This is a genomic window from Acetobacterium sp. (assembly GCF_036508315.1).
Classification (GTDB): domain Bacteria; phylum Bacillota; class Clostridia; order Eubacteriales; family Eubacteriaceae; genus Acetobacterium.
The window spans coordinates 1-18,891 of the sequence record NZ_DATCHP010000080.1 but is presented as its reverse complement, the minus strand read 5'-3'; the positions used below and the strand labels follow the sequence as shown (position 1 = coordinate 18,891).

General features: G+C 39.8%; 17 protein-coding genes. 4 read left to right on the top strand and 13 right to left on the bottom strand.

Annotated features, from left to right (window positions below):
- The first annotated feature begins 96 nt into the window (after positions 1-96).
- From VIK44_RS10045 to VIK44_RS10030, 4 genes are all read left to right on the top strand, one after another.
- On the top strand, positions 97-1,095 hold the full coding sequence (locus VIK44_RS10045) for an aspartate-semialdehyde dehydrogenase (protein ID WP_331553767.1): 999 nt from the start codon (positions 97-99) through the stop codon (positions 1,093-1,095).
- A gap of 42 nt (positions 1,096-1,137) precedes the next feature.
- Positions 1,138-2,016: a 4-hydroxy-tetrahydrodipicolinate synthase gene (gene dapA / locus VIK44_RS10040; RefSeq protein WP_331553766.1), complete on the top strand. Its 879-nt coding sequence runs from the start codon at positions 1,138-1,140 to the stop codon at positions 2,014-2,016.
- 9 nt (positions 2,017-2,025) lie between these two features.
- On the top strand, positions 2,026-2,781 hold the full coding sequence (gene dapB / locus VIK44_RS10035; protein WP_331553765.1) for a 4-hydroxy-tetrahydrodipicolinate reductase: 756 nt from the start codon (positions 2,026-2,028) through the stop codon (positions 2,779-2,781).
- Positions 2,782-2,862: 81 nt separating this feature from the next.
- Positions 2,863-4,068, top strand: coding sequence for an aspartate kinase (locus VIK44_RS10030; protein ID WP_331553764.1), 1,206 nt, complete (start codon positions 2,863-2,865; stop codon positions 4,066-4,068).
- Between the two features lie 78 nt (positions 4,069-4,146).
- Here the strand turns inward: VIK44_RS10030 and phoU are convergent, their stop codons facing one another.
- The 13 genes from phoU to VIK44_RS09965 all read right to left on the bottom strand — a co-directional run bounded on the left by phoU (position 4,147) and on the right by VIK44_RS09965 (position 18,662).
- A complete protein-coding gene (phoU, locus tag VIK44_RS10025) occupies positions 4,147-4,842 on the bottom strand; it encodes a phosphate signaling complex protein PhoU (RefSeq protein ID WP_331553763.1) in 696 nt (231 codons plus the stop codon).
- A 12-nt stretch (positions 4,843-4,854) separates the two neighbouring features.
- The gene (gene pstB / locus VIK44_RS10020; protein WP_331553762.1) at positions 4,855-5,613 is read right to left on the bottom strand and encodes a phosphate ABC transporter ATP-binding protein PstB; all 759 of its coding nucleotides are present in this window, start codon (positions 5,611-5,613) and stop codon (positions 4,855-4,857) included.
- A gap of 8 nt (positions 5,614-5,621) precedes the next feature.
- Entirely contained in the window at positions 5,622-6,827 is a 1,206-nt protein-coding gene (gene pstA / locus VIK44_RS14160; protein ID WP_333783805.1) for a phosphate ABC transporter permease PstA, read from the bottom strand.
- Between the two features lies 1 nt (position 6,828).
- Positions 6,829-7,710, bottom strand: a complete 882-nt coding sequence (pstC, locus tag VIK44_RS10010; protein WP_331553761.1) for a phosphate ABC transporter permease subunit PstC — start codon at positions 7,708-7,710, stop codon at positions 6,829-6,831.
- A gap of 105 nt (positions 7,711-7,815) precedes the next feature.
- Positions 7,816-8,652, bottom strand: a complete 837-nt coding sequence (locus VIK44_RS10005; protein WP_331553760.1) for a phosphate ABC transporter substrate-binding protein — start codon at positions 8,650-8,652, stop codon at positions 7,816-7,818.
- Between the two features lie 257 nt (positions 8,653-8,909).
- Positions 8,910-10,397, bottom strand: a complete 1,488-nt coding sequence (locus VIK44_RS10000; RefSeq protein ID WP_331553759.1) for a DEAD/DEAH box helicase — start codon at positions 10,395-10,397, stop codon at positions 8,910-8,912.
- 135 nt (positions 10,398-10,532) lie between these two features.
- Entirely contained in the window at positions 10,533-12,356 is a 1,824-nt protein-coding gene (gene glmS, locus VIK44_RS09995; protein WP_331553758.1) for a glutamine--fructose-6-phosphate transaminase (isomerizing), read from the bottom strand.
- 389 nt (positions 12,357-12,745) lie between these two features.
- On the bottom strand, positions 12,746-14,086 hold the full coding sequence (gene glmM / locus VIK44_RS09990; RefSeq protein ID WP_331553757.1) for a phosphoglucosamine mutase: 1,341 nt from the start codon (positions 14,084-14,086) through the stop codon (positions 12,746-12,748).
- Positions 14,087-14,131: 45 nt separating this feature from the next.
- Positions 14,132-15,202 carry a tRNA 2-thiouridine(34) synthase MnmA gene (gene mnmA, locus VIK44_RS09985; protein WP_331553756.1) on the bottom strand — a complete coding sequence of 357 codons (1,071 nt, stop codon included), beginning with the start codon at positions 15,200-15,202 and terminating at the stop codon, positions 14,132-14,134.
- A 7-nt stretch (positions 15,203-15,209) separates the two neighbouring features.
- On the bottom strand, positions 15,210-15,977 hold the full coding sequence (locus VIK44_RS09980; protein WP_331553755.1) for a cobalamin biosynthesis protein CobQ: 768 nt from the start codon (positions 15,975-15,977) through the stop codon (positions 15,210-15,212).
- Complete coding sequence (locus VIK44_RS09975) at positions 15,970-17,328, bottom strand: MurT ligase domain-containing protein (RefSeq protein ID WP_331553754.1); 1,359 nt, start codon at positions 17,326-17,328, stop codon at positions 15,970-15,972. Before VIK44_RS09975 ends, VIK44_RS09980 begins: the two co-directional genes overlap by 8 nt.
- A 26-nt stretch (positions 17,329-17,354) precedes the next feature.
- Positions 17,355-18,380 (bottom strand): potassium channel family protein, encoded by a 1,026-nt coding sequence (locus VIK44_RS09970; protein ID WP_331553753.1) that lies wholly within the window; start codon positions 18,378-18,380, stop codon positions 17,355-17,357.
- Between the two features lie 21 nt (positions 18,381-18,401).
- Positions 18,402-18,662 (bottom strand): GIY-YIG nuclease family protein, encoded by a 261-nt coding sequence (locus tag VIK44_RS09965; protein ID WP_331553752.1) that lies wholly within the window; start codon positions 18,660-18,662, stop codon positions 18,402-18,404.
- Positions 18,663-18,891: the final 229 nt, after the last annotated feature.

Sequence of the window (18,891 nt, the reverse complement as noted above, 5' to 3'; positions counted from 1 at the left end):
ACAGTGGATTCTCTTAATGAGATGATCTGTTGTTATTTTAGCTAGTACTTTACTAGTTTTTTTTTATTTTTTTTTATTAAATATTTTGGAGGAACTATGAAATCATATAATGTTGCTGTTGTTGGTGCTACGGGAATGGTTGGTCAAAAAATGCTTCAAGTTTTAGCTGAGCTAAAATTTCCGGTAAAAAATCTTTTCCCCATGGCATCTAAACGTTCAGCAGGAAAAGAAATTTTATATAACGGAAAAACCTATGTGGTTGAAGAACTTCGTGATGAAGCCTTTGATCAGGATATTGATATTGCCCTTTTCTCAGCCGGTGGCGATACAAGTCAGCGTTTTTCCCCGGTTGCCGCTGCAAAAGGTGTAATTGTTATTGACAACAGCAGTGCCTTTCGAATGGATCCTACCGTACCATTAGTGGTTCCTGAAGTAAATCCCGAGGATTTGGATTGGCATAAAAACATTATTGCAAACCCCAACTGCTCCACCATCCAGGCCATGGTTGCCCTAAAACCTTTGTATGATGCCTTTGGGATTAAACGGATTATCTTTTCGACCTACCAGGCTGTTTCCGGTTCTGGTATGAAGGGCTATGCCGCCCTTGAAGGTGGCATCAAAGGTGAAAAAGATACCTTTAATCCACATCCCATTGCCTACAACTGTTTGCCTCAAATTGATACCTTTACGGACAACGGCTATACCAAAGAGGAAATGAAAATGGTGAATGAAACACAGAAGATTCTTCACGATGACAGCTTGCGCATTACCGCCACGGCTGTGCGGGTTCCTGTTTATTATGCACATAGTGAAAGCATTAATGTTGAATTCAAAAAAGAATTCACTCTGGATGAAATTAAGTCCCTTTACAGCAAATCTCCCGGTATTGTCCTGCAGGATGATCCTGAAAAAAGTATTTACCCTCTGGCAATAAACGCCGAAAACAGAGACGAAGTTTTTGTCGGACGTATCCGCCGTGATTATAGTGTGGATAATGGGATTAACCTCTGGGTTGTAGCTGATAATATCCGTAAAGGTGCTGCCACCAATGCCGTACAAATTGCTTTTGCGCTTGTTGAACGCCACCTTATTTAAAACAATTTTTAACCGATTCCAACCAAAATGAAGGAGAAAAAAATGAGTATATTTACAGGTAGTTGCGTTGCAATTATAACACCATTTAAAAATAACAAAATTGATTATGAACGATTCCATCAACTGATTGACTGGCAAATTGAAAACGGAACCGATGCCATCCTAGTTGCCGGAACCACCGGGGAAACTTCAACGCTCACCGATCCTGAGCATCTGGAAATTCTACAGGATGCCGGTAAATACATTAATGGCCGTGTTCCTTTTATTGCCGGAACCGGCAGTAATGATACCGCCTACTCAGTTATGCTTTCAAAACAAGCAGAGAAAGCAGGCGCCGATGCCGCCTTGATCATTAATCCTTATTATAATAAGTCTACCCAACGAGGGGTTATTGCCCATATAAAGGCCATTGCAACTGCCATTAACATTCCTGTTATCATTTATAATGTTCCCCGTCGTACCGGTCTTAACATTGAAGTCAGTACGATTAAAGAACTGAGCAAAATTTCAAATATTGCTGCTGTAAAAGAAGCCAGTGGGGATATCAGCCAAATTACTGAAATCGCCCGTGTTTGTGGCAGTGACATTGACATTTACTGTGGTAACGACGACCATGTGCTTCCGGTTTTAGCAGTCGGTGGTAAGGGGATTATTTCTGTATCTGCGAATATTATTCCAAGAGACATGCACGATCTTGTGGCGACATTTATGGAAGGCAATATTGAAAAATCCCGGGAACTTCAGTTTAAAACAAACTTAATTAACCGTGCAATGTTTTACGAAACAAATCCCATCCCAGTTAAAGCTGCCATGGCGCTCATGGGAATGGATACCGGTGACATGCGTCTTCCCCTTATCGAAATGGAAGATAGCAATAAAGAAAAACTTATTGCTGATCTTAAAACTTACGGTTTAATATAGGAGGTTCAAATGTTAAATATTTTACTCAGTGGGGTTTCAGGTGCCATGGGTGCCAACCTGCAACAAATTATAAAAGAAGCCGATGGCTGCAGCATTGTAGCCGGCTATGATCACCAGGAGGATTCATCCCTCCCCTTTCCCGTTTATACCGATTTAGATAAATGCCGGGAAAAGATTGATGTTATCATTGATTTTTCACACTTTAAAGCATTTTCTGAAATCTTTGGTTTTGCTTCCTCCCATAAAATTCCCATTGTCATTGCAACAACCGGATTATCTGAAGATGATTTAGAGGCCATTGCTAACGGTGCACAGAATTTCCCAATATTTAAAACGGCTAATATGTCGCTGGGAATTAATCTGCTGGCAAAAGCCTTAAAAGAAATGGCAGGCCAGTTGGAAGAAACCTTTGATATTGAAATTATTGAAAAACACCACAATAAAAAGATCGATGCTCCCAGCGGAACTGCATTGCTTCTTGCCGATGCCGTGAATGAAGGACTTGTGAAGAGCAAAGATTACATTTATGGACGACATGGACGAGATGCCAAACGCATGAATAACGAAATCGGGATTCATGCTATTCGTGGCGGCACCATTCCCGGAGAGCATATTGTTATTTTTGCCGGAAATGATGAAATCATCGAACTTAAACATTCAGCGCTCTCAAAAAAAGTCTTTGCAGAGGGTGCTCTCAAAGCCGCCCGATATATTGTTACAAAAAATTCCGGGCTTTATGATATGTCCATGCTCATTAACGACTGAATACAAAATTTTCCAAAGTAAGAAAGAATCAAAAAACAGCTGATAAAACAAAACTGTTGAATGATTAAAGAGGTTAATTTAATGGCTATTGTTGTTCAGAAATACGGCGGAACCTCTATTGGTTCTGTTGAACGTATTAAGAACGTTGCAAAACGCATTATAAGAAAGAAGGAAAGCGGCCACCAGGTAGTGGTAGTCGTTTCTGCCATGGGAAAAACAACTGATGATTTGGTTAAACTCGCCCGTGCAGTTAGTTCTGCTCCCCCCAAACGTGAAATGGATCGTCTGCTTTCCACAGGCGAGCAAATTTCAATTTCCCTATTATCCATGGCCCTCCAGGAAATGGGTCATGACGCCATTTCCTTCACCGGTCCCCAAGTTGGAATTCGCACCTGCGGACGTCATACTAAATCCAGAATTGAAGGCATTGACACAACAAAGCTTCTCGAAGCCCTGAATGAGGACAAGATTGTTATCGTCGCTGGATTTCAAGGGGTAAACGAAAATGATGATGTCACAACCTTAGGCCGTGGCGGATCAGATACCAGTGCTGTGGCTTTAGCCTGTGTACTCGATGCTCCCTGTGAAATCTATACAGATGTTGAAGGGATTTATGGGGTCGACCCCCGGCTCTATGACAAGGCAAAAAAACTTGACACCGTCAGTTATGAAGAAATGCTCGAGATGGCAAGCCTGGGAGCTGGAGTCATGCACCCCCGTGCCATTGAACTTGCCAGTAAATATAATACAAAAATAGTGGTTGCCTCCAGTGAATTTGACGTTCCCGGAACAATCATTAATAAAGGAGAACATCATATGGAAGAACAAGCTGTTACCGGGCTGGCCATTGACAACGATGAATTAATCATTACGATCAGGGATATTCCCTTTGATTTAAATATTACTTCGCAATTTTTTTGTCAATTCGCCAATAAAAGCATTAATATTGATATGATCAGTCAGAGTGCCCCCATAAAAGGACTTATAAATATTTCCTTTACTGCACCGATTCAGGATTTAGATGAAGCGATGAAAATCTTAGATGCCTTTGAAGAGAAGTATCCTGATATCGGGGTTATTTTAAACGAAAACGTCTCAAAACTTTCAGTGGTAGGTGTCGGAATGCGAAGTCAGTCCGGTGTTGCCGCAAAATTTTTTCAACTTCTCACAGATAACGACATTCAGATACTTATGATTACAACTTCAGAAATTCGTATCAGCTGTGTCATTAGATCTACTGATCGGGATATTGCAGTAACTGCTACTGCCCAGGCTTTTGATCTGTAAAATAAATTGAACTTTAATTCGACTTAAAAAAGCCAGGCAAACAATAATAATTGTTTGCCTGGCTTTTAATTTTTTGGTTCATTTCCTTTTTAATTTTACATCGAGCATCTTTTTATTCAAGTCATTAAAGTCAATGAAGTCTCCGGTAACGATATAATAGACGGTTTCAAAAACATTAGTGGCATGATCACCAATACGCTCGAGGTAACTGCCGATAAAAATAAAGACTGAACCCTGGTGAATATTTTTCGGATCCTCCATCATGTACTTTAAACAGTCCTTCTGTATTTCAAGATTAAGGATATCAATTTCATCTTCCAGTGAAATAACTTCCTTGAATTGACTGATATCTTCATCAATAAAAGCCTGAATCGAAAGCTTTACAAGCTTTTCAGCCAGTTCACATTCCTTGGGAATATCAATTAGCTCTTTCATATAAGTCTCATCTTTTAATTCAATGACCCGTTTAGAAATATTGACTGCTAAATCCGCAATCCGCTCAAGGTTTGTAATAATCTTATAGGTCGAAGCCAGGCGTCTTAAATCAGTAGCCACAGGACTCTGCGTTGCAATGACCCGGCTCACTTCCAGGTGGAGATCAATTTCTTTATTATCCACTATATCATCCCGCTCAATCACCGACCGGGCCATAACACTGTCCTGGTTTTCCAATGCAAATACGGAATCCGACAACATTTTTTCAGTCACTGTTGACATAAGCATTATTTCGGATTTAATCAAATTTAATTCTCTATCATATTCTTCTCGCATCATCTGCCTCCTTTATCATCCAAAGCGTCCTGTAATGTAATCCTCTGTTCGCTTATCATCTGGATTTGTAAATATCTTGTGAGTATCATCAAACTCCACTACTTCTCCCATTAGAAAGAAGGCTGTTTTATCAGAAATACGACCTGCCTGCTGCATGGAGTGAGTAACGATAATAATGGTATAGAGTTTTTTCAAGGTTTCCATAAGATCTTCTATTTTTGCTGTTGCAATGGGATCCAATGCCGATGTAGGTTCATCCATTAAAATGACTTCAGGGTCCATGGCTATGGTTCTTGCAATACAAAGCCGTTGTTGTTGCCCCCCTGAAAGTCCCAAAGCTGATTTATTTAAACGATCCTTGACTTCATCCCAGAGGGCGGCTCTTTCAAGACTATCTTTTACAATGGTATCGATCTTTGTTTTATCTTTAAGCCCCTGACACTTGGGACCATAGGCTACATTTTCATAAATACTCATGGGAAAAGGATTAGGACTTTGAAACACCATTCCGACCCTTGTTCGTAAATTAATGACATCAATATCACCATTAATATCCTGGCCATCAAAAATGATTTCACCCTTTATCTTAACCGAGTCGATGAGATCATTCATCCGGTTAAGACAACGCAAAAATGTTGATTTACCACAGCCGGAAGGTCCAATAAATGCAGTAACTTCTTTTTCGCAGATTTTCATGTTTATATTCTTCAGTGCCTGGAAATCCCCGTAAAACAAATCCAGATCTTTTATATTAAATTTTAGTTTACTAGCCATATTTCACCTCATTTTTTATTAAAGACATCAAGCTTGTCCGAAGCGATCCGAGACAGAATATTCAGAATAATGACAATGACAATGATCACAATCCCAATGGCACAGGCCAGTTCGATATTTCCTTCTTCTTTCGCTACATAGTAGGCTTGAACCGTGAGTGTACTCCCTGGGGAAAGAAGGGTCCCCGGAATTTGGGCAACGGTTCCGGCGGTTAATAATAATGCCGCTGACTCTCCGATGACCCGTCCAACACTCAAAAGCACCGCTGTTGCAATCCCTGGGACGGCACAGGGAAGAATGACTTTAAAAATGGTTTGAAGCTTTGTTGCTCCAAGCGCCAGGGAACCTTGTCTGAAAGCCATGGGCACTGTTTTTAATGCTTCCTCCGTGCTGCGTATAATGACCGGCAACAATATAATCGCCACGGTCAAACTCCCTGATAACAGAGAGATTTGAAAATTCAATGCTACCACAAAGAAGGCCATACCAAAAAGCCCGAAAACAATGGACGGGATTCCTGCCAAACATTCAGTGGCAAAGCGGATGGTATTCACTACTTTACCAGCTTTTGCATATTCTGTCAAATAAATGGCTCCAAAAATCCCAATCGGCAGTGCCACAGCCAGAGATAATAAAATCATATATAAAGTAGTGATAATATTTGACTTAATACCGCCACCGGGACTAATGGCCTTAAGTTTTAATTGACCGGTTTGATCATTAATCAATGTTTTTACATCATTAGTGGATAAACCCGTAAGCTCTGTACCATTCACGGATTGTAAAATATAGTCAGTACCGATATCAACTGGTGCACCATTTGACTGAACAGCATTGTGAAGAGAAGAATTTTTTTCAATATATGAAAAAATAAACTGTTCCCTATCAGTTGAATAGTATTTATATTGAACCTTTGTAATGGTTGCTCCAATATTTTCCACATAAACTGGGGCTTCCAGTGGTGTTTCATATTTTTTGTCATAGGTCGTTTTATTCTCCATCACTTTTGGTTCAATGGTTAAAGGAACTTGAGTATTTTCTACAAAAGCATAAAATACCTTTTCATTGTAATCTCGACTGATAAAGTTCCAATTAATGGCACCAATTCCCTTTACGAAAATAAAACCAATGATGAACAGTAAAACGCTGAGGGTAATGCCGGTTGCCAGATAAATAATACTTTTAACAAGAATATCTTTTGCTTTTCGTCCCATTTTAAATGTCCACCCTTACTTTTACTAATTTATTTACAATCACATTAATAATCATAATAAAGACAAACAGCACTACCCCTGTGGAATAAAGCAGCTGCTGATGGACGCCGGATGCATAACCCATTTCCAGAGCAATATTAGTTGTAAGTGGCCGTATCTGATCAAATAAACTTGTTGGGATTCCGGCGATGGGATTTCCACAAACAAGCATCACTGCAATGGTTTCCCCTATGGCTCGGCCAATCCCCAGAATGACTCCAGTCATAATACCAGATCGTGCTGCGGGAATAACCACCTTAAATATGGTTTGAATTTTTGAAGCTCCCAGTGCATAGGACCCTTCACGATAAGCTTTTGGCACAGCACTAATAGAGGTCTCAGAAATACTGATGACCGTCGGTAAAATCATAATGGCCAGTACCAGAATGGTTGCTAATAAAGATTCCCCTTGAGCCATAGGGGATATTTTCAATACATAGGGCACAATGATTCCTAAACCAAAAACCCCATAAAGAACTGATGGAATCCCTGCCAACAGTTCCACCGCAAATCGAATGATCTTACCAATCCGAGAGCTTGCCATTTCAGCTATGAATACAGCAGTAAGAATCGCAATGGGCACTCCAATAATGATGGCTCCAATGGTTGCAAAAACCGATCCTACAATCATATAAAAAATGCCATACATGTTAGAACCAGGTCGCCACTCAACACCGGATATGAAATTCCAAAAGGGATAACTATTCGTAACAAAAGGTTTTAGCCCATTATAAAAAACAAAAAAAGTAATAGCTAAAACGCTGATGACTGCCACAAGAGCACAGATAAGGAAAAATTTTTCGATTATTTTTTCTTTCAGTTTCTTCCGTTTGATCACTTCCAAAAAAATGCTCCTTTTCTATACCCCCAGGTTTTATTCTAAGCCATGAGGGTAAAACACCAAAAATCAGGCTCCCTAAGGGAGCCTGAGGTTGATTTGTAGATTTTATTAAAGTACTGTTATTCCGCCTTCAGCTGTTACAATCTTTTGTCCATCAGGACTCATAAGGAAATCAAGGAAAGCAGTGGTAGCAGGGTTTGGTTTTGCTTCATCATAGAATGCCAGGAATGGTCGGGATAAAGAATAGGTTTTATTAAGAACATTGGCAACTGATGCCTGAACACCGTCGACATTTAAAGCTGTGATCGTTTTGTCAACAAAGGTTAATGACACATAACCGATGGCATTGGTATTTCCTGCAACGGTTGTCTGAACATTTCCGTTACCTTCTTTAACGGTTGCATCCGGTTTCAGCTTTTCAGTAAATCCTAAAAGTTCTTCAATAGCTGTACGTGTTCCGGATCCATCTTCACGTGAAACAACAACAATAGGAGCATCTGCACCGCCAACTTCGCTCCAGTTGGTAATTGCACCGGTGTAAATGTTGGTTAATTGTTCTTTGGTAAGATCCTTTACGGTATTGGCTGGATTAACAATTAAAGCAATGCCATCGTACGCAAAGGTAATTTCTTTAAGACCGGGTTTCTCTTCAGCCTTTAAATCTCTTGATGAACAGCCGAAGGAATACGTACCGGCAGTTGCCCCTTTAATCCCATCAGAAGAACCTGTGCCGCTGTAGGTAAACTTCACATCCGGGTTTAATGCAGTAAACTCAGTGCCTGCAGCGTCAATGATTTTCTGAACTGAAGTCGAACCACCACCGTTAATTTCGCCGCTAACTGCAGCCGTAGATGTTGGTTTACTTGATGAACCACAACCTGCAAGTGTCAGTAGGCTTGCCCCTACTATCAGCGTTAATAGAACCTTCTTGAAACTCTTTGTCATTCTTTTCTCCTTAAATTTTCTTTTAGATTTTTCTTTTCTTTATTTCAAGGCTATCTTACCAAAGAAATACAAGAAAAAGGTTTTGAACATGTAAAGAGAATGTTAAGAGTATGTTAAATCGATTCAGTTTGAGTTTAATAAAATCTCTTTTGTAAGTTCCGTCAGTGATTCTATCATACTCTGAGAGTCCCTGTCCAGCAAATGCTATAATTTCCGGTTTATGTCTTAGCAGCTACTCACAATGTATTACTTTTATTCTAATAGGATCGCCGAAACCGATGATCCCGTTGAACTACCGGCTTGTCCTCGGCAATCGAAACCTTTCTTAGACGCCCCTTGATATTTCGGGTTTGCAATTCCTTTAAAACCTGTTCGCCTTTATTATTTAAAATTTCCACGAACGTTGATACATCCAAAATAACAATAACCCCAATATCGTCAGCAGTCATGCCCTCAAGATTACACAGGGTTCCGACAATATCCACAGCACGCATTTTTGTTTTCTTCCCGGCGTTAATATGAAGCTTCATAATTTCTTTGGTTAAATCAAAGGCCTTATCTTTTTTTTCTTCAGGTTTTGCCTGAAGCTTTTCATTAAAAGCTGGCTTTAAAGTATCAAGAATGGAGTGCGTTGGGGTTTCTTTTCGAGTAATTTCTTTTTCGGTATATTCTTCAATTTCTTTTATTAAATGTTCCTCTTTGGCGGATACTAAAGTAATGGCCGTTCCTTTTTTCCCCTGTCGGCCGGTTCGGCCAATGCGATGGACATAGGTTTCCTTTTCCCAGGGTACATCATAATTAATAATATGGGATATTTCATGGACATCAATTCCTCTTGCCGCCACATCCGTTGCGATAAGATAGCGAAACTCCCCTTTTTTAAATCGGTGCATGACGCGGGTTCGATCATCCTGTTCCATACCGCCATGGATTTTTTCACAGGCATTATTATCCTGCCCCAGGGAATTGCTAATGGCATTCACCCGTTCCTGGGTATTACAGAAGATTATGCAGCTGTCCGGGTTTTCCACCAGCAGAACGTCCCTCAACAGCTCCATTTTATCGCCATCAGTGGATTCATACAATTCCTGGTCAATGGCATCAGTACTTTTGATTTCAGCTTCGATTTCAATGACCTGGGGATCCTTCATGTATCTTTTAGAAAGCCGTTGGATTTCGGGTTCTAATGTTGCTGAAAATAACATGGTGACACGATTTTCAGGCATCTCGTCGATGATTTCTTCAACCTGGTCAATAAAACCCATATTAAGCATTTCATCAGCTTCATCAATGATTAAATATTTTATTTCATCGGTATTAAAAGTACCCCTGACAATATGGTCCATAACCCGACCTGGGGTGCCAACCACTACATGGGTTTTCTGTTTCAGTTCTTTTTCCTGACGTTTAATCGGAGATTTTCCATAAAGGGCAGATACTTTAACCCGTTTAAAACGACCAATATTAAAAATATCATCATGAATCTGCAGTGCTAATTCCCGGGTTGGGGTCAGTACCAGGGCCTGGGGTTTATTTTCGTCCCAATTCAGTAATTCACAAATAGGAATACCAAAGGCGGCAGTTTTCCCACTGCCGGTTTGGGCTTTACACAGAATATCCTTATTATTGAGTGCCAAAGGAATCACCGCTTCCTGGACCTTGGTAGGATTCTTGAAATTTAATTTTTCAATGGCTTTTAAAAGTTCATCGCTCAGTGGGTAGTCTTTAAAATTTTTGGCTATCATGTTTTATTCTCACTCTTTCTATTTTTACTTTCTATTATTTGACATATAAAAAGCTGCACCTTCTGCATAAGCTCAGAAGATACAGCTAACATTCAATATGTTTTGTAAACCGAAGTCGAATCGTTGTTCAACACTTTATTCGACCGTAACACTTTTTGCTAAATTTTTTGGTTTGTCGACGTCACAGCCTCTGGCTACTGCCAGATAATAGGACAAAAGCTGAAGATATACCACTGTGGGAATTGGGGTTATATCATCGTCCATATTAGGGATCACAAAAACCTCATCGACTTCTGAAGAAATCCCCTGATGAGATTCCTGAACAATGGCCAGTACAAAAGCCCCTCTGGCTTTCACTTCTTTAATGTTGCTGAGCATTTTTTCAAACACTTTTTCCTGGGTGCAAACCGCAACTACGATGGTACCATCGTCAATAAGGGCTATGGGTCCATGTTTCAGTTCCCCGGCGGCATAAGCTTCTGAATGGATGTATGATATCTCTTTTAGTTTAAGAGAACCTTCCAAACAAGTATAGAAATCCAGCCCTCTGCCGATGAAAAACAAATCATTGATGTTAAAGTGTTCATAGGCGAAGACTTTAACCGCTTCCTCAGATGCCAGTGCTTTTTCCACAAGTTCCGGTGTTTTCAAAAGCGCAACACTCAAACGCCCGATTTCTTTGGGCATGATCTGACCATTTAAACGGCCGAGGTGTATGGCTAAAAGCAGCATACAACCAACCTGGGTGAGATAGGCCTTCGTTGAGGCCACTGCAATTTCCGGCCCGGCATTCGTATATAGCACATCATCGGCTTCTCTGGCTATGGAACTTCCCACAACGTTGGTAATGGCAAGCACCCGGGCACCGCTTTCTTTAGCCAGACGAATAGCCGCTAAAGTATCTGCGGTTTCTCCGGATTGACTGATGACAATCAGCAGGGTTTTATCATCAATAATAGGGTCTTTATATCGGTATTCAGACGCTGCTTCTGTTTCCACTGCTATTCTTGCAAATTTTTCAAAATAGAACTTACCAACCATTCCGGCATGGTAAGCCGTACCGCAAGCAACAATTTGTATCCGATCGATTTTTTTCATGGTTTCTGCATCTAAATTGATATTGTCAAGCGTCACCCCATCTTCAGTTAAACGACCGGTTAAGGTATCAACCATGGCCTTCGGCTGTTCGGTGATTTCTTTCATCATGAAATGGTCATAGCCACCTTTTTCAGCATCGCCGGGATCCCAGTCAACTTTAAAGATTTCTTTATCAATGACATCACCATTAGGGTCTAATACTGTAATGTTATCCTTGGTCAGGATTGCCATTTCACCATTATCAAGAAGATAAACTTCTCTTGTATATTTTAGAATTGCCGGAATATCCGATGCGATAAAATTTTCCCCTAAACCCAATCCGACAATCAGGGGACTATCTTTGCGAATGGCTAGTATCTTATCGGGTTCGTTTGCGCAGAGAATCCCCAAAGCATAAGAACCTCTCATTTTTTTCATGGCCATTTGAAGGGTTTCAACAATACTTCCGGTATAGAGTTCACAAAGCAAATGGGCAATCACTTCAGTATCGGTATCCGATGCAAAAAGGTGGCCTAACCCTAAAAGTTCTTCTTTTAAGTCCATATAGTTTTCAATAATCCCATTATGAACCACTGCTATCTTGTTATTCAGACTGCAGTGGGGATGAGAGTTCGCATCGGATGGTATCCCATGGGTTGCCCAGCGGGTATGTCCAATTCCTGATTTCCCGGTTAAAGGCGTTAATTCCAAACAATCACTGAGATTTTTAAGCCGACCTTTTTTCTTTTTTATCTGAATGATGTCATTGTCCATGGTTGCGATTCCGGCTGAATCATAACCGCGATATTCTAATTTTGACAGCCCCTCCATTAACACATCCTGGGCCTGTTTATCTCCGATATAGCCTACGATTCCACACATTATATTCACCTGTTTTTCTAGTTTTTGTACACCGTCTTTGTCCTGAAAATCACTTTCCAGATTTATCCGTTATACTTCCAGGGCATCCGCCGAATTTTCGATACTCCCTGTCCTCGTCAACTCAATTTCTGTGTGGACCGTCACTTGAGTTCTGGCGCTTTTGATTGTTTCATAAACCTGGCCCCGAAATCTTTTAAAGATCATCAGTTAATCATCGCTAATAATTGATTTTATCATAAATCAGTTCTAAATGCAAAGAAATGAGAGGTTTCCCTCTCATCTCTCATCTAAGCTTGCAGGATAAAGTAATCAATAAATATTTTTCCAGGACAACTCGCTCATCGCGTTGAGCGCCTCATGACAGACTGGCATAGCCTACAAAAGTCTGCTTAGAATGCACCATTGCGTTCTTCAATCAGCTCGGCAAGATCTTTGGCAATGGATGCCAGTTCACTTTGATTTTTTCCTTCGATCATTACCCGGACTAAAGGCTCCGTTCCTGACGGCCGTATTAACACTCTGCCTTGACCCTGGAAATAGGCTTCGACTTCTCCAATCCGTTTTTGAATAAGAGTATCGTCTAAATAATCAAGCTTTCTGGAATTATCCACTTTTGCATTAACCAGAATTTGGGGATAAACCGTCATAAGCTCCGATAGAGTTTTTGAATCTCTGTCTTCATCTCGTAGAAGCTCTAATAACATCAGGGCTGTGAGCATACCATCTCCAGTGGTATTATGTTCAAGCAGGATTAAATGTCCTGACTGCTCGCCGCCTAAACTATAGCCACCTTCAATCATGGCTTCTAAAACATAACGATCCCCCACAGCCGTTTTAATGCTTTTGCACCCGACTTCTTTAAGGGCCACATCCAAACCGATATTACTCATTACCGTCACCACTACCGTATCTTTTTTGAGTGTTCCCTGGGTTTTCATTTTCCGGCCGATTAAATTCATAATCTTATCTCCGTCAATGATATTTCCAATGTTATCCGTAGCCAGACACCGATCGGCATCGCCGTCAAAGGCAATTCCGATTTGAGCGCCTTCTTGAAGCACCCGTTCCTGAAGAAGTTTGAGGTTGGTAGAACCACAATCCTTGTTGATGTTTTTTCCATCAGGCTCATTTCCAATCATTACCACATCAGCACCCAATTCTTCAAAAAAGCCTTGAGCAATGTCATAGGATGCGCCATTGGCACAATCAATGACGACCTTCATGCCCTTGAGATCCCCGGTAATGGCTTTTTTAATATGTTTTAGATAGTAATCCTCCGGGTTTTCTAAATTCCTGGTGGTCCCCCCACTTTTAAGGTGGACCTCTTTATTTTCCAGAATGATACTTTCAATTTCATTTTCAATGATATCCGAGAGTTTAAAGCCCTGTCCATTAAAAAACTTAATACCATTAAACTCGTAGGGGTTGTGTGATGCCGATATCACAATTCCTGCATCGGCATTCATTTCCCTGGTAATCACAGCAATGGCCGGGGTTGGCAGAACGCCGACAAGAATAACTTCCCCACCCACGGATAAAATTCCCTGAGTTAAGGACATTTCAAGAGCTTTTCCAGAAATTCGGGTATCCATTCCAATAACAAATTTCGGCTTGTGGCTGTTTGCACCTAAAACGGCGGCACCTGCCTGACCCAACTTAAAGGCTAAATTGGTGGTTAATTCTTTTTCATAAATCCCACGCACCCCATCAGTTCCAAATAATATTCCCATCTATTTTTCTCCTCTAATTGTTCAATTTATAGAACTTATTATACCTCAGTTGCTTCTCATATCAAACTTTTTTATGATTCCCCCTCCTAAAACCTGACGATCCTCATAAAAAACAAGGGCCTGGCCTGGCGCTGGGGCTCTGACTGGAACAGTGCTGTGGACTATGGCTTCTCCCTCAGATAGCCTTTCAAGTGTGCCTGAATAGGAAGGCCCCCAACAACAGGTTTTGAATATTAAGACTTCCTTAAGTTTGTCTTTGTTTAAATTCATATGTAATTCTTCAATCATAATTTCAGTCTTTAAAAGTGCTGCTTCATCATCGAGAATGACCGTATTGGTCTCTGGTATAATATCAACAACAAACAGGTGATGTGGATTTTCAATACCCAGCCTGCGCGTCTGACCCAAAGTGAAGCCATGTACTCCCGAGTGTTTTCCCAGCAATTTACCATAACGATCCACTAAATTACCTTTGGGAACCGGGTGCGAACCAAAGATGGCTTCCTTAAGAAACAAAGGATGATTGCCATTTGGAATAAAGCAAATCCCCTGACTTTCAGGTCCGTTTGCAATGTCTGGCAGCAGGTTCTGAATGATCTCTCTCACTTCAGCTTTAGATTTAAAACTATTAAGAGGCAGAATAAGACGGCTAAGAATTGACTGGTTTAAATGGTACAGAAAATAAGATTGATCCTTTGTTTTATTTTTACTTGCAAAAAGTCTGTAAACCTCTCCGACCTTTTGAATTTCCGCATAATGACCCGTTGCGATCATGCAATTATTATAGTTCCCGGCGGTTTCTAAAAGCAATTTAAATTTCAATCTCTGATTACAGAACATACAGGGGTTCGGAGTTTTACCGGATTTGTAGCCCTCAATAAAGGGTTTAATCACATTTTGTTTAAACCGAGACTGAGCATTGACAATATGATGAATAATTCCCAGCTGCTCGGCTACCCTTGCTGCTGTTACTAACATCTTTTCGTCATCAAAAAAATTAAAGGTTACGCCGATAACATCGTAACCTTCTTCCTTTAATCGATATGCTGCGGTGGCACTGTCAACGCCTCCGCTTAATCCAATAACAACTTGTTTTTTTGTTTTATTATTGTTCATGTCTCTGTTATTCACCCATCGTTGTGTTTGTAAGCGCGGTTTTCTTGTTTTTTATAAAATCAACCTTGGTTTTTAAGGATTGTTCTTCAAGTGTGTTATCTCTTTTTATCTGCCAGTTGGATATTCCCTTGTTTAAATCAATGAGATTTAAAATCTCTTCGGTTAACCAGGGGTTGCATACAAGAAGAGGCCCGAGAGTGTTGGTAAAAATCCCTTTGCCATTGATCACTCCTTCTTGCTTTGTGCTTCCTGTATTACCATAGCCGTATTTTAAATAGCCAAAAGGGGTTTCTTCAAGAATCTCAAGATTCATCATCTGAATCTGACTCCCGATAATCGACATTTCCTTTCCGTTATAATGACAGTCGAAAAACAAATCATCCCCATACACTGCGTTGTTTTCAGTGCACTTTATTTTCAGAATATTTAGTCCGGGAATGATGTACCCATCTGAACGGGCAATTTTATCTGCGAAAAGTCCAATCGACGTTCCGGTAACCAAAAGAGGTCGATTCTCTATAAAAGCGATTAGTGCTTTCTTATAGAGCGTTAAAAAACGGATAATTTCCGGAAAATGAACCATTTCACCTGGGGCACAAAAGAGAAAATCATAGTCCATGGGATTAAAGTTTTGTGAATCCAAGGTGATCTGGTAAACTTCAACACGGTACCCCCGGCGGTTGCCTTCGGCCTTCATCGCTAAAATATTTCCTCGATCACCATGAAGGTTTAGGGTATTAGGAAAAAGCCAACCAATTTTTAAAATCTTATCCATTACTTTTCCCTCCTTCAATGAATTTTTTCATATTTTCAAACGTTGCAAGCTTTGTAATCAGATAAATATTATTGCTTTTTACTTCATCAATTATTTCAAATATTTTGGTAATATCATCGCTGTCCATAATTGTAATTGCCTCTCTGCTAACGCCTTCATATAAGAGACGGTTGGCTGTATCATAGGAAGCATGTTCCGAAAAGCAAAGATACCGTTCAACCTTTGAATCCACCAATGGTTTAAAATCACAATCATAGGCGTAAAAGGTGTTGGTATAGTATGGTGTAAAGTCCTCCACAACATTAAGTCCAAATGCAACCATTTTTTCCTGGGGATCAAAGGCGATAACATTAAGGGCACTTTGAAGGGTATCCGGATTTTCTTGTTTAATCCGGGTATATTTAATGGTTTTCTCTTTGAATTTTAACTCTTCGAATCGTCCACCTATATTTTTAAAATTCTTAAAGGATTTAGCGGCTTCAACCGGCGAAATACCACAAAGTTCCTGGCTAATGGCCAATGCACCTGCGTAATTATAAAACATAAAGGGCAAGTCATAGGGCATATCAAACACCACATCTCTGAGTCTAAAGGTTTTTTCATTAAAATTAATGTCTGTAATCTCGTAATCCGGATTTTTCTCACTTGCGTTGCCACAGCTCCCGCAGTGAAAGGGACCAACATTATCGGTGTTATAATAATCAAATTGAATGTCATGGTGACATTCCGGACAGGCTAAGGTAGGATAATCTGTTCCTTTAATGAAGGATTCCTGATGCTTCTGAACCCCATAGTAAACAGAGTGGTCATCCATACATTCAAAGGACTTGGAACGTGGCTCTTCATTGTTTAAAAACAGAGTCATGCCTTTATTGATAAAGGATGCGAGTTTACGATAAATAAAATCCGGATCACCGTTTCGCTGTACCTGATCTTTTTGCAGATTAGTGATGAGCATGTTTTCAGCGGGCAATTGTGCATAAATCAGTGGCAGATATCGTTCATCCGTTTCAAAAACAAAGTAATCGGCTTTTAATTTCCCTGTGAACGTGGATTCTTTAGCCAAAATAGTGGCGATTCCTCCAAGAAGGTTGGCGCCTTCGATGTTCGAAATAATCTTCTTTCCATTTTCTTTTAAAATATGGGCAATCAGATTGGTTGTGGTTGACTTCCCGTTGGTACCTGTAATAAAAATCACGTTACCATAATCAAGATTTTTAAAATTTTTCACAAAACTGGGATCAATTTTTAAAGCTTTTTCTCCAGGTAGGTTGGTGCCTCGATCTTTGCTGACTCTATTGATAACCCAGCCAAGAATTTTTGCGTACCAAAGTGCAAAATAAAACTTCATTTTTTGTATCCTCTCTTTAATACTGTTTATTTATCTTTATATTTAAATTTCTCTATGAATTTTTCTCTGATTCCCGGCACTATTTCAGTTTTTTCAGAATTCATATCCTTGCTGGTTTCTTCAAGTTGCATTCGACTTAATTGGGTAGCTCCGGCCACGATTGCACCGACGAAAATAGCCGTACTGAACATGCTGGTCATGCCAATAATCATTGCCACGAGTTCACTATAAAAGAGTCCTCCCAATCGAACAGGATGAATATCTCCATAGCCAATGGTGGCAAAGGAAATGATAAGGTAATATAACATATCAAAGGCGTTTAGAATTCTACTATCACTGGAAACGTACAATCCAGGATTAATTTTAAAACAATTAAAAACCATGAGATACAAGATTCCTACCTCACATAATACGATTGCCAGCATTCCTTTTAGAATAGCTGCGGATTCCTGGTACTGTCTCCGTTTAGAAACCGAACTGCGAATCATACTAGGATTCACAATGGCTCTTAACATCACCGAATAGCAAAGAATAAGTGCAAATCCCAAACCGATCAGACCCAAAGGCAATGTTGGCGGAGCAATAAAATTTTCAAACATCACAAAGGCATGCCCCAGCATTAAATAAAAAATGAGATCAACAAAACGTGAAACCACCGCATCCTGGAACTGATTCAATCTCATAAAGATCCGTTGAACAAAGTAGACCAGCATGGTAAAAATAAGTAAACTTATAAAAATACCGAGCACATCAGTAAATGTTACCATATGATGCCTTGAAATGACCAATAAAGAGATGAAAAACAAAAGGCCTGTTACGGTAATGAGTCCATGTCGATCATAGTTGACAGCCAATCTGACAAAGAATTTTCTCAGCGGTTTTATTTTTTTTTCCTCACAGGTTTTCAACTCCTGGACAAAACGTTCCTTATTAATATAAAGAAAAAACTCAAAAACAAAAAGCAAAAAGACAAAAACATCATATAAAATAATGATAATATCCCCATTGGCCAAATTTTGATAAACCGGAAATTTATCTACAATCGGTACCATTGTATTCTCCTTTACCTTTAGCTATTTGCGCGACTCTTCATCAATCAGTTTTAATTTTTGTTTTCGCGTTAATTTTTTAATGGCTGCTTCTCTTTTAAGGGCATCGGATTTTGTTTCAAGCATTTCCCAATACATTAATATGACCGGCAAACGGGAACGTGTGTATTTGGACCCTCTTCCTGAATTATGAGCCATCAGCCGTGCTTCAATATTTCGGGTCCACCCCGTGTACAGGGTATTGTCACTACATTTTACGATATAAACAAGGGCTTTGTCTATCATTTGTTTTCTTTCTCTTGAATTCTTTACTTGAATTCGTTAGTTGCATTTCTATTTTTTTGTTAATAATTTGTAAAGACGTTATTGCTAGTTATTGTCTTTGATGGAAGTAAAAAAAAGATCCCTAAAAGGGATCTTTTTTGAATTTCTAAAGTGATCCTAGAAACTGCTGTTTCTTGGTCGTCTTGTTTGTTTTCTTTTTGTACGACATTCACGACATCTTTTTGGTTCG